The following is a 12152-nucleotide window of genomic DNA, read 5'->3' as shown; positions in this document are numbered from 1 at the left end:
GACCCGACGGTGGGTCTGGCGGCGAGCCTAGCGCCGGGCGAGCCGCCTTCGCGGCACCGGCCGCCACGGGCGCCGCGAACCACTGGTCATGCCGTACGTCCCTGTGCCGACGCGGTGCCGAGCCAGGTGTGCGGGTTGCGGTCCCAGCACCAGCCGAGCTTGGGCTGCCGCTGGGAGATCCACACCGCGGGCACCCGCTGGTTGGTCCCGGTGCGCGAGCCGGCCAGCGAGAAGCAGCGGCCGGGCCGGAGCATGTCGGGCCGCACGGTCACCAGCGCCAGGCCCTCGGCGACGGTCAGCGGCGTGCGCCCCTCGGCGTCGATCGCGGCCAGGGCGTCGGCCGGGGCGACGTTGAGGAAGCGGCCGCCGGTGTCGATGCCGGTGAGCAGGTAGGCACCAGTCGGCAGGTCGAGTCTCGCGACCGGTCGGTAGGTGGCGATCTCGTCGTCGTCGATGACGCTCATCCCGGTGCGGGCGCCGAGCCGCATCGCGGGCACCGCGTCGTTGGGTCGCTCGCGCAGCACGTCGAGCACGAGGACAAACGGCACCCGGTCCTCCGCGGGGACGGCATCCGCCGCTGCGGCGTCGGGCACCGGCAGCGAGGCGCGCAGCGGTTCGGCGAGCTCGCGCAGCCCTTCGGGCGTGGCCCCGGTGAGCTCGGCGAGGCCGAGGTCGAGGTACACCTGGACCTGCCGGTCGAGCTCGGCGGACAGGCTCGCCGCCGGGTCGAACGCGGTCGCAGCGGCGGACGACGGCGCCGCCAGGGTTGGCAGATCGGAGCGGTGCTGGACAACTGCCTGGGGCATGCGGGGTCCTCTCGCGGGCGACGACGGAGGACCGGTACAACGCCGCGCCGAGCGCCGGCATTCCTGGTTGGCCGCAGCCCGTCCCGAAGCCCTTCCATCGCGGCTCGATCCGGCTTATCGTCGAAGAGCACGGCACGATGACGAGCCGTGTCCGGCTCCCCGACGAGCCGGTCGTCGTGACACGAGGGAGAGTCCTCCATGACCACCGAGACCGACGTCAGCACGGGCACCGCCGAGACGTCCGCAGGCACCTACGCCGCACCCGGTACCGATGGTGCGGTGATGAGCTACGAGAAGCGCTACGACAACTTCATCGGCGGGAAGTGGGTACCGCCCGTCAAGGGTGACTACTTCGAGAACCCCAGCCCGGTGACCGGCCAGACCTTCACCTCGGTGGCGCGGAGCACCGCCGAGGACATCGAGCTGGCGCTGGACGCCGCGCACGCCGCCGCGCCGGCCTGGGGCAAGGCCTCGCTGGCCGAGCGGTCCCTCGTCCTCCTGCGCATCGCCGACCGGATGGAGGAGAACCTCGAGAAGCTCGCCGTCGCCGAGACCTGGGAGAACGGCAAGCCGGTCCGCGAGACCCTCGCCGCCGACATCCCGCTGGCGATCGACCACTTCCGCTACTTCGCCGGGGTGATCCGCGCCCAGCAGGGCGGGATCTCCCAGATCGACGACGACACCGTGGCCTACCACTTCCAGGAGTCGCTGGGCGTGGTCGGCCAGATCATCCCGTGGAACTTCCCCATCCTCATGGCCACGTGGAAGCTCGCGCCCGCGCTGGCGGCCGGTAACGCCGTCGTCCTCAAGCCGGCCGAGCAAACTCCCGCCTCGCTCCTCTACCTGATGTCCCTCATCGCCGACATCGTGCCCGACGGCGTCATCAACATCGTCAACGGCTTCGGCCTCGAGGCGGGCAAGCCGCTGGCGTCCAACCCGCGGATCGCCAAGATCGCGTTCACCGGGGAGACCACGACCGGCCGGCTGATCATGCAGTACGCGACGCAGAACATCATCCCGGTCACCCTCGAGCTCGGCGGCAAGTCCCCCAACGTCTTCTTCCCCGACGTCATGGACGCCGACGACAGCTACCTCGACAAGGCGATCGAGGGCTTCACGATGTTCGCCCTCAACCAGGGCGAGGTCTGCACCTGCCCGTCGCGGGCGCTGATCCACGAGTCGATCTACGACGAGTTCATGGCCCGGGCGCTGCCGCGCGTCGCCGCCGTCAAGCGCGGCCACCCCCTCGACCCGACGACGATGGTCGGCGCCCAGGCGTCCTCCGACCAGTTCGAGAAGATCAAGAGCTATCTGGAGATCGGCCGCCAGGAGGGCGCCGAGGTCCTCATCGGCGGCGATGTCGACAAGGTCGACGGGCTCGACGGCGGGTTCTACATCCAGCCGACCGTGTTCAAGGGCCACAACAAGATGCGGGTCTTCCAGGAGGAGATCTTCGGCCCGGTGGTCTCGGTGACGACGTTCAAGGACTTCGACGACGCCATCGCGATCGCCAACGACACGCTGTACGGCCTCGGCGCGGGCGTGTGGAGCCGCAGCGCGGACACCATGTATCGCGCGGGGCGGGCGATCCAGGCGGGGCGGGTGTGGACCAACACCTTCCACCAGTACCCCGCGCACGCGGCGTTCGGCGGGTACAAGCAGTCCGGCATCGGCCGGGAGAACCACCTGATGATGCTCGACCACTACCAGCAGACCAAGAGCCTGCTGGTGTCCTACGCCCCCGGGGCGCAGGGCTTCTTCTAGACACCGGCCCCGGTCGCCGAGAACTCTGCTCTCGCCGAGAGCAGACTTGTCCGCCACAGCAGACTTGTCCGCGAGAGCAGAGTTCTCGACCGGGTCACCGACCGACGAGATGGAGGACCGATGACCGCCACCACACCCAGCCGGCAGGAGACGGCGGGGGTCCTCGTGCCTCGCGTCGTCGCGCTGCCGGCCGCCGCCGAGCTGCTCGACAAGCTCCGCGACAAGCACGGCCCGCTGATGATGCACCAGTCGGGCGGCTGCTGCGACGGCTCCTCCCCGATGTGCTACCCGCAGGGCGAGTTCATGGTCGGTGACCGCGAGGTGCTGCTCGGTGTCCTCGACCTGCGGCTGTTCCTCGGCCAGATCCGCGATGACGCGCCGTCGGACGCCGACGGCGTACCGGTGTGGATCTCCCCGCAGCAGTTCGCTGCGTGGGAGCACACCCAGCTGGTGCTCGACGTCGTCCCGGGTCGCGGTGCCGGGTTCAGCGTCGAGGGGCCCGAGGGAGTGCGGTTCCTCACCCGGTCCCGGGTCTTCAACGAGGAGGAGACAGCGGCACTCGCCGCTCAGCGCCCGCTCACCGGCGCGGACTGGGACGTCGGCCGGCGCCCGGCACCGGCGACCCAACCACAGGTCGTGGCCCAGGTCGACGACGCCTGCGCCTTCCCGCAGCGTTCCTGAACCGTGGCGGCCGGCCGGCCGCACCGGCTGCCACGGCCGCCCGTCTGCACCGGCTGCCCCGGCCTGGCGGCCGCACCGGCTGCCCCGGTCAGCCGGCCGTCCGCACCGGCTCCCGGTCCGCGAGCAGCGCGGCGCCGAGCGTGGCGACGTTCCTGCGCCCCTCGGGCAGGACGACGCGGCCGGGCAGGTCGAGCGAGCGAAGGAAGGGTGAGGCCGCCGCCATCGCGACGAGCGCCTCGCGCACGCCGGTGAGCAGCGGGGCGCCGAGCTCGCTCATCCCGCCACCGAGCACGATGACCTCCGCGTCCCACGACAACGCGGCGACCCGCACCGCCGAGGCGACGCCCCCGACGACGCTGCCCTTGATCGCCTGCGCCGCACGGTCGCCGCCCGCTGCCGCTGAGAACAGCGCCGCGGGGGCCGGTCCGCCGGTGGTCGGCCACAACCTGGCGACGGCCGAGCCGGAGCACAACGTCTCCAGGCAGCCCCGCTGGCCGCACGTGCACCGCACCCCCTGCGGGTCCACCGGGACATGGCCGATCTCGCCGGCGGCGCCGGCCGTGCCCCGCCAGAGGCGACCCTCGAGCACCACGCCGCAGGCCAGCCCGGTACCGAGATTGAGGTAGACCACCGAGCCGGGCGAGCGCCCGTCGGCGCTGAGGATGTGGAAGGCGCCCACCGCGGCGGCGTTGACGTCGTTCTCCACGTGGACCGGCGCCCCGAGCCGCTCCGCCAGCACCGCTGCCAGATCGAGCGTGCCGATGCCGAGGTTGACCGCGTTGCGCACCCGGCCGCGGGCGACGTCGACCGTGCCGGGGATCCCGACCCCCACCGCCGTCACCGCGGCAGCCGCGCACCCGGCCGCCGCGCACAGCTCGGCAACGGCCGCGACGGCGACGTCGGTCACCGCTGCCGGCCCGTGGCCGGAGGGCAGCACGGTGCTCGCCGCCGTGCTGCCGTCGTCGGCCAGCAGGACGGCGGCGGTGGTCGTGCCGCCGATGTCGATCCCGACCCTCATCGGACGTCCTCGAGCAGGTCCAGCAGCGCGCGCCCGACGGCGGGTGAGCCGCCGTAGGTCGCGATGTCAGCAACGCCGGCGGCGGGGTCTGCCCAGCCCATGTCCACAACGAGGGTCGCCCGGTGGCTCTCGCGCAGCGCGCCGATCACCTCTCGCGAGGTGACGTGCCGGTGGTTGTCGCGGCCGACGACGACGAGCAGGTCGTCGACCCCGAGCGTGTCGTCGCCGTCGAGGCGGTCCAGCACGTCCTCGACGCCGACGAGCCGTGGGCTCCCCGGCCCGCCGAGCAGCCCGAACGGGCCCCACTCCCCCGGCCCGACGGCGATGTTCGCCGCCGTCTCCAGGCGCAGCAGCACGACGCGCCGGTGCTCGGCCAGCAGAGCCCGTGCCCGCGCGGAGACGTCGAAGGACGCCGCGATCCGCTCGGCGGGCACGACCGCTGCCGAACGGGCCGGGGGCCGCAGTGACGACGCCGGAGCCGGGTACCGCCCGGCGAGGCGACGGGCACGGGATCCCGCCTCGAGGAGGCGGTCCTCGCCGAGCTGTCCCCGGGCGACGGCGGCGCCGACCGCGTCGACGATCTGCGCCACCTGCTGCGGTGTCGTGCCGGTCCCGAGGCACAGCAGGTCGGCGCCGGCCCGCAGCGAGGCCACGGCACTGGCCGCCATGCCGCGCACGCCGCCGGCGCCGGCCATGTCCAGCGCATCGGTGACGACGACGCCGTCAAAGCCGAGCCGGTCGCGCAGCAGCCCCTGGATCACCGGGGCCGACGTCGTCGCGGGCGCTGCCGGGTCCAGCTGCGGCAGCAGGAGGTGGGCGATCATCACCGCCTGCGTGCCGGCCGCGACGGCGCCGACGAACGGCACCAGCTCGCGTGCCGTCAGCTGCGCGGGTGAGCGGTCCACCACCGGCAGCGCGAGGTGGGAGTCCGTGGCGGTGTCACCGTGCCCCGGGAAGTGCTTCGCGCAGGCGGCGACGTGCCCGGCCTGCAGCTCCCGCACCCACGTCCGCACGTGCCGGGCGACGAGGTCGGGCTCGGCGCCGAAGCTGCGGGTGCCGATGACCGGGTTCCGGGGGTCGGAGTTGATGTCCGCGACCGGGCCGAGGGTCATCGTCACGCCGGCGGCGTGCAGCTCCGCGGCGAGGGTGCCGGCCGCGTGCGCGGTGACCGCGTCGTCGTCGAGCCGGCCGAGGACGGCGTTGCCCGGTTGCTGCGAGCCGCCGGCGTGGTGCCACAGCCGGGTGACGTCCCCACCCTCCTCGTCGACCGCGATGACCACGCCGGGGTTCGCGCGCCGCGCCTCGTCGGTGAGGCGGCGCAGCCCGCCCGGTGAGGTGATGTTGGTGGAGAACAGGCACAGTGCACCGAGTCCCTCGCGCAGCAGTGCGGCCAGCCAGTCCGGGAGGATGCCGCCGGTGAACCCGGGCATGAGGGTGGCCAGCGCCGCCTGACGCAGCCCCGTCGCGCTCAGCGTCATCCCTTGACCGCCCCGCTGACGAGGCCGGAGGTCATCCGGCCCTGGACGAGGAGGAAGAACACGATCACCGGGACCGCGACCAGCGAGGACGCGGCCATCACCTGTCCCCAGTCGATCTCGCGGGTGGCGCTGGACTGGACGAAGCTGCGCAGCCACAGCGGCAGCGTCTTGTTCTCCTCGCGCTGGAGGATGACGAGCGCGATGGTGAACTCGTTCCAGCACTGCAGGAAGGCGTAGACGCCGGAGGCCACCAGGCCGGGGGCGAGCAGCGGGAAGGTGATCCGGAAGAACGCCTTCGTGCGGCTGAGGCCGTCGACCATCGCGGCCTCCTCGAGGTCGACCGGGATGCCGGCGACGAAGCCGCGGAGCATCCACACCGTGAACGGCACGACGAGCGCGGCGTACAGCAGGCTCATGCCCCACACGCTCTCCAGGCCGCCCAGCCCCTGCATGAGCTTGTACTGGGCGATGAACAGCCCCTCGGCCGGGAGCATCTGGATGAGCAGCACCGCCAGCACGAAGCTCCGCCGGCCGCGGAACCGGTAGCGGGAGATGGCCAGCGCCGCGAGGAACGCGAAGAGCAGGCACGCCGTCACCGCGATGAGGGTGATCGACAGGCTCATCCACAGCGCCGGGAAGAAGCTCCCCTGCGCGAGCACGCTCCGGAAGTTGTCGAGGCTGCCGCCGGTGGGCAAGAAGTTCGGGGTGAAGCTCTGCAGCCGGCGGTTGGGCAGCAGCGCCGAGCTCCACATCCAGTAGACCGGGAACGCCCACAGCGCCGCCACCACCAGCCCGACCACGCTGGCGACGGTGCGGCCGCGGCGAGTGCGGGTCCGCGGGCGGGTGCGGGCCCGGTTGCGGCCCGCCGGCCGGGTGCCGCGCCGGGCTGCCGGCCGGGTGGTCACGGTCACGACGCCTCCTCCATGAGCAGGATCCGGACGTAGTAGGCACTGAGCGCCACGGTGATGAGGAGGACGAAGACGGACATCGCGGCGGCCATCCCGAAGTCGCCCGACCCGGTCCCGAGCTTGTAGATCGCGGTGCCGATGAGGTCGAACCGGCCGGCGGCGGAACCGGCGTCCTGCAGCAGCTTGATCTGGGTGAAGACCCGCAGGTCCCACACCAGCTGGAGCAGGAGCACGATGGCCACGACGGGCCGGATCATCGGCAGCAGGATGTAGCGCAGCCGCTGCACGCCGCTCGCGCCGTCGAGCTCGCTCGCCTCGATGACCTCCTCGGAGATCTGGGTGAGCCCGGCGTAGACCGAGAGTGCGACGAAGGGCACCGACATCCAGATGACAACGATGCTCGCCACCAGGAAGAACGTCACCGGCTGCGCCAGCCAGTCGAACCGGTGGAACTGCTCGAGGCCGACCCGTTCGAGGAGCCAGTTGACGACGCCGCGCCGCCGGTCGAACAGCCAGATCCAGACGGTCATCGCGGCGACCACGGGCATCGCCCACGCCAGCAGCAGCGACACCTGCAACGTGAGGCGCACCCACGTCCACGTGACCCGCATGAGCAGCGCGACGAGCACGCCGACGACGAGCGTGAGGAACGCGGTGGCGACCGCGAACCCGACCGAGCGGACGACGACGCCCCACAGGCCCGGGTCGCTGACGATCGCGAGGTAGTTCGCCAGCCCGATGAACGGCGCCGGCTGGCCGAACTGCTGCGCCATCCCGTACTCCCGGAACGACGTGACGATCTGCCACCCGATCGGGTAGCCGGTGGCGACGAGCAGGAGCAGGACGGCGGGCACGAGCAGGACGTACGGCAGGCTGCGGCGCCGACGTGCCCGCGGGCGCACGGTGCTGGTGTCGACCATCGTGGCGCTCCTTGCGACGTCGCTCGGCGGGTGGGGTTGCGGCGCGCCCCGTTGCGGGCGGGCACGATCGCCCGCCCGCAACGGCTCGGCGTCAGTTGAGCAGGGCGTTGATCTGCTCGTCGTACTCGGCGGCCAGCTCGGCGATGTCGCCGCCCTGGGCGACCTTGCCGAAGAACTCCTCGAGCAGCGCCGACCCCTCGACGGCGGCCCAGCCGGGGGCGGCCGGCGTGAGCTTGGAGCTCACCGCAGCGGCCGCAGCCGCGGGGTTGACGGTCGGGTTGAGCTCCTCGAAGGCGTCGAGGAACTGGGTGTTGGCCGGACCCAGCCCGTTGGCCGCGAGCATGGTCTGGTACTCGTCGGAGAAGATGATCCGCAGCAGGTCCCGCGCCAGCTCCTGCTTCTCGCTCGCCGCCGAGATCGCGATGTTGGAGCCGCCGGCGAACACCGGCGCCACACTGCCCTCCTCGACGCCCGGCAGCGCGAAGACGCCGAAGGTGTCGTCGTCCCACTCGAGCACGTCGGGGTCGGCCTCGGTCGGCAGGCCGATGGACCAGTAGGCCCAGCCGGGGGCGATGATCGTGGCAGCCTCGGGCACGCCGGCGTCGTTGTCGTTGATGTTCACCCAGGGGGTGGAGTCGGACTCGGTCGCAGGGGCGTTGGAGGCGTCGGTGAACAGGTCCTGGAACTGCTGGAGACCTTCCTGGGTGGCCGGGTCGGACAGCGCCGAGACCCAGGTGTCGCCGTCATGGACGGCGAGCTCACCGCCGTTGGCGAAGATCCACGACACGCCGTTGCGCCAGTCCTCGCCGCCGAGGTAGAAGCCCGACATGTCCTCGGTCCGCAGCTCGGTGACCGTCTCGTTGAACTCGGCGAGGGTGGTCGGCACCTCGTGGCCGGCCTCCTGCCACACGTCCTTGCGGAACCAGATGAGGCGGGAGCCGAAGTAGTAGGGCAGCGCGAAGTGTGCGCCGTCGACGTCGCCGGCCTCGACGAAGGACTGGAGCAGGTCGTCGCCGCCGAGCTCGTCATAGACGTCGCTGAGGTCGCTGAACGCTCCGACGCCGGTGAAGGTCGAGGCCCAGGTGTTGCCGATCTCGGTGACGTCGGGCGTCGCGCCGGCGTCCGGCAGCGCGGTGGTGAGCTTGGTGACGGCGTCGCCCCAGTCCTGCTCCTCGATGACGAGCTCGGCGCCCGTCTCCGTCGCGAAGGTGTCCCGGAGGTAGTCGCGCAGCTCGTCGGGCGTGTCGCCGCCCATGAGCCACAGGGTGAGGGTCTGGTCCTCGCCGGTCGTGGCGCCGTCGCCGTCGTCGTCCGGGCTGGTCGCGTCACCGTCGGCGCTACCGCCGCAGCCGACGAGCACGAGGGCACCGGCGGTGAGCATCGCCGCCGTCCCGATGAACCTTCTCTTCATCATCTTGCCTTTCGTGGTGGGTGAGCGGGTGGAGAGGTCAGGAGAGGCCCAGCTCGGCCGCGAGCACGATCGCGCCGGCGCCGCGCAGGACGATGTCTGTCGAGAGGCTCGACAGCCGAATCTCGAGGTCGTTGTGGACCGAGGCGAGCATCCGTTCGCGCAGCGTCCGGTCCGCGGCCTCGACCAGCGCGCCCGCGAGCAGGTCGGCGGGGCCGCTGAGCGCGATCTCGGTGATGTCGAGGGTGCCGACGACCGGTGCCATCGCGATGCCCAGCCGCCGGCCGGCCTCCTCGAGCACGTCGCGGCGGGCGGCGTCGGCGGCGGCGGTGGCGGCGAGGGCACGGCGCAGGCTGCGGACCGAGAGCCACGCCTCGAGGCAGCCGACCTTGCCGCAGGCGCACGGCGGGCCGCCGTCGGTCCCCACGACGACGTGGCCGATCTCACCGGCGGCCGACCGCGCGCCCAGCCTGGGCACCCCGTTGACCAGGATCCCGGCTCCGACGCCGCTGCCCACCGTGATGAGCAGGAGGTCGTCGCCGCCCCCGCCGAACCGGCTCTCCGCCATGACGGCGGCGTTCGCGTCGTTCGCGACGTGGACCGGCAGCCGGAGCTCGTCGCTGAGCAGCCGCTGGAGAGGCAGGTCGGACCAGCCGAGGTTCGGCGCGGTCAGCACGACGCCCGACGAGTCCACGATCCCGGGGGTCCCGACGCCGACGCCGAGCACCGGCGCAGTCGCACCGGCGACGGCGGACGCCGCGACCTGGACGGCGACGTCCGCGGCGGCGGCTCCGGTCGCACCGCCGGTGGCGAGCTCGTGGATGGCCAGCACGGTCCCGTCGAGGTCCATCACCGCAGATCGGAAGGTGGTGAGGTCGGAGAGGTCGACCCCGACCGTGTGCCGGGCATCCTTGTCGATCTGCAGCAGCGTGGCCGGCTTGCCGGGGCGCGACTCGGCACGCTGCCCCAGCTCGACGACGAGCGACGACGCGATGAGGTCCGCGACGAGGTCAGAGACCGTCACCCGGGTGAGGCCGGTCTCCCGGGCGATGTCCGCCCGGCTGAGCACGCGATGGCTGGCGAGCGTCTGCAGCACGAGCGCCCGGTTGTGGCCGCGAGCGTGGCTCGGCAGCACCTTGACGGTGGGATCGAGCACGCGCCCCCAGGTGGGGACCAGCAACGGTGGTGTCGTCTTCGACATGTTTGTTAGTTAACTCTACGTACTATCGCCTGGCAAGGTGTCGCAGATCACAGTTGAGTCACGGTCGGGGCTCGGGACGTAGGCTCGGGCCATGACAGCTTTCGCAGTCGAGTACGTGTACGACCCTGCCCGCACCGACGATCTGGCCACCGTCCGGCCCGAGCACCGCGAGTTCCTCGCCGGTCTGGTCGCGGCCGGTTCGTTGCTGGCGTCGGGCCCCTGGCTGGACAACGCCGCGCCGGGTGCGCTGCTGATCGTCGTCGCCGAGGACCTCGACGCCGCGCAGCGGCTGCTCGACGACGACCCGTTTCACCGCGCGCACCTCATCACCCACCGCACCCTGCGGCCGTGGAACCCGGTGATCGGCGAGCTGTCCGAGCACGCCACCACGTAGTCAGGAGCAGGTGACTCAGCCATGGAACTGTGGCCCGTCCTGGAATGGATCATCGCGGTCGCGGCCGCCGCGGCAGCCGTCCTCATCGTCATGCTGGCGATCAACACGGTGGTCAAGCGCACCGGCGCCCGTGTCCCACTGTTGTGGCCGGCCTGGCTGCTGGTCCGACGACCGCTGCTGGGCCTGGTGCTCGCCGTCGCGTTGCGGATCGCCTTCGCCGCCACGGCCGACCCGTCGACCTTCCGCGACGTCGGCCTGCACGTGCTGCTCATCGCCGTTCTCATCTGTGCCGTCTGGCTGGCGGCGACGATCGTGCTCGCATGGCTGACCCACACCCAGCAACGGGTCGTCACCCGTAAGCAGGACGACCGCGACCGGCGCCGCGCCCGGACCCAGATGCAGCTCATCCGGCGGCTGGTGAACGCGGCGTTCATCGTCATCGGGCTGGCGCTCGTGCTGCTCACCTTCCCCGGCGTGGAGCAGGTGGGCGCCACGATCCTGGCCTCGGCCGGGCTCATCAGCGTCGTCGTCGGCATCGCGGCGCAGTCCTCGCTCGGCAACGTCTTCGCCGGCCTGCAGCTGGCGTTCACCGACGCGATCCGGATCGGCGACATCGTCGAGGTCGACGACACCTGGGGAACGATCGAGGACATCACGCTGTCCTACGTCGTCGTGAGCATCTGGGACGAGCGGCACAAGGTGCTGCCCTCCACGCACTTCACCACCATCCCGTTCATCAACTGGAGCCGGACCGGGGACTCGGTCACCGGCCTGGTGTACTTCGAGCTCGACTGGCGCACCGACTTCGCGGGAATGCGCGCCGAGCTGCTGACAATGCTCGACGAGCACCCGCTGTGGGACCGCCGTTCCGGGTCGCTCGTGGTCACCGACTCCACCGGCGACCGTGTCACCGTGCGCGCGCTGGTGACCACCGCGGACACCGACGACGACTGGGTGCTGCGCTGCGAGGTCCGCGAGCGGCTCATCGTGTGGCTGCGGGAGAACAACCCGGAGGCGCTGCCCATCCACCGGGTCACCATGCCGCCCTACCCCGACCAGGCGGCCGAGAGCGCCGACCAGCCGACCGCGCCGCCCGCCGGGCGCTGAGCTCGGCGGCCAGTCGCCGGCGGTCTGCTGTCGCGGGCCGCGCTGGTCTGGCGGACGATGGCGTCATGGCCGTGACCATCGCCCGCATCTACGACGACGACGCGAAGAGTCGCGGCGTCCGCGTCCTCGTCGACCGCGTCTGGCCGCGCGGTATCTCCAAGGACGCCGCCCACCTCGACCACTGGCTCAAGGAGGTCGGGCCGAGCAGCGAGCTGCGCACCTGGTTCGGCCACGACCCCGAGCGCTACGCCGAGTTCCGCCGCCGCTACCGCACCGAGCTGGCGTCGAACGAGGCCTTCGACGAGCTGCGTCGCATCGTCGCGGAGCACGACGACGTCACCCTGCTGTACGGCGCGAAGGACACCGAGCACAACCAGGCGGTCGTGCTCGCCGAGCTGCTCGGCGACGGCTGAGGGCGGAGGCCGCGCCATCCTCCTCGTCGTTGCGTGAGAATTTTCCGTCCGGTG

General features: G+C 72.0%; 12 protein-coding genes. 5 read left to right on the top strand and 7 right to left on the bottom strand.

Features of this window, described 5'->3' with window-relative positions:
* Positions 1-86: 86 nt before the first annotated feature.
* Positions 87-806 (bottom strand): DUF5701 family protein, encoded by a 720-nt coding sequence (locus V2J52_RS01865; protein WP_331225957.1) that lies wholly within the window; start codon positions 804-806, stop codon positions 87-89.
* Between the two features lie 198 nt (positions 807-1004).
* Between V2J52_RS01865 and exaC the strand changes: the two genes are divergently transcribed.
* On the top strand, positions 1005-2570 hold the full coding sequence (gene exaC / locus V2J52_RS01860; RefSeq protein ID WP_331225956.1) for an acetaldehyde dehydrogenase ExaC: 1566 nt from the start codon (positions 1005-1007) through the stop codon (positions 2568-2570).
* Between the two features lie 120 nt (positions 2571-2690).
* Positions 2691-3251: a DUF779 domain-containing protein gene (locus V2J52_RS01855; protein WP_331225955.1), complete on the top strand. Its 561-nt coding sequence runs from the start codon at positions 2691-2693 to the stop codon at positions 3249-3251.
* Between the two features lie 88 nt (positions 3252-3339).
* Here V2J52_RS01855 and V2J52_RS01850 read toward each other — a convergent pair whose 3' ends face one another.
* The 6 genes from V2J52_RS01850 to V2J52_RS01825 all read right to left on the bottom strand — a co-directional run bounded on the left by V2J52_RS01850 (position 3340) and on the right by V2J52_RS01825 (position 10184).
* Entirely contained in the window at positions 3340-4269 is a 930-nt protein-coding gene (locus V2J52_RS01850) for an ROK family protein (RefSeq protein ID WP_331225954.1), read from the bottom strand.
* Positions 4266-5747 (bottom strand): glycoside hydrolase family 3 protein, encoded by a 1482-nt coding sequence (locus V2J52_RS01845; protein ID WP_331225953.1) that lies wholly within the window; start codon positions 5745-5747, stop codon positions 4266-4268. Before V2J52_RS01845 ends, V2J52_RS01850 begins: the two co-directional genes overlap by 4 nt.
* Positions 5744-6658, bottom strand: a complete 915-nt coding sequence (locus V2J52_RS01840; protein ID WP_434056363.1) for a carbohydrate ABC transporter permease — start codon at positions 6656-6658, stop codon at positions 5744-5746. Before V2J52_RS01840 ends, V2J52_RS01845 begins: the two co-directional genes overlap by 4 nt.
* The gene (locus V2J52_RS01835; RefSeq protein WP_331225952.1) at positions 6655-7575 is read right to left on the bottom strand and encodes a carbohydrate ABC transporter permease; all 921 of its coding nucleotides are present in this window, start codon (positions 7573-7575) and stop codon (positions 6655-6657) included. Before V2J52_RS01835 ends, V2J52_RS01840 begins: the two co-directional genes overlap by 4 nt.
* A gap of 91 nt (positions 7576-7666) precedes the next feature.
* Entirely contained in the window at positions 7667-8986 is a 1320-nt protein-coding gene (locus V2J52_RS01830) for an extracellular solute-binding protein (RefSeq protein WP_331225951.1), read from the bottom strand.
* A gap of 37 nt (positions 8987-9023) precedes the next feature.
* A complete protein-coding gene (locus V2J52_RS01825; protein ID WP_331225950.1) occupies positions 9024-10184 on the bottom strand; it encodes an ROK family transcriptional regulator in 1161 nt (386 codons plus the stop codon).
* A 91-nt stretch (positions 10185-10275) separates the two neighbouring features.
* On the opposite strand from V2J52_RS01825, the gene V2J52_RS01820 reads away from it, so the two are divergent.
* The 3 genes from V2J52_RS01820 (at position 10276) to V2J52_RS01810 (ending at position 12098) form a co-directional block, all read left to right on the top strand.
* A complete protein-coding gene (locus tag V2J52_RS01820) occupies positions 10276-10578 on the top strand; it encodes a YciI family protein (protein WP_331225949.1) in 303 nt (100 codons plus the stop codon).
* Positions 10579-10599: 21 nt separating this feature from the next.
* A complete protein-coding gene (locus tag V2J52_RS01815; protein WP_331225948.1) occupies positions 10600-11685 on the top strand; it encodes a mechanosensitive ion channel family protein in 1086 nt (361 codons plus the stop codon).
* A gap of 65 nt (positions 11686-11750) precedes the next feature.
* The gene (locus tag V2J52_RS01810; RefSeq protein WP_331225947.1) at positions 11751-12098 is read left to right on the top strand and encodes a DUF488 domain-containing protein; all 348 of its coding nucleotides are present in this window, start codon (positions 11751-11753) and stop codon (positions 12096-12098) included.
* The last annotated feature ends 54 nt before the right edge of the window (positions 12099-12152 follow it).

Origin of the sequence: Georgenia sunbinii, assembly GCF_036421875.1 — a bacterium.
GTDB classification, from domain to species: Bacteria; Actinomycetota; Actinomycetes; order Actinomycetales; family Actinomycetaceae; genus Georgenia_B; species Georgenia_B sunbinii.
This window is presented reverse-complemented; position numbering and strand designations above follow the sequence as displayed.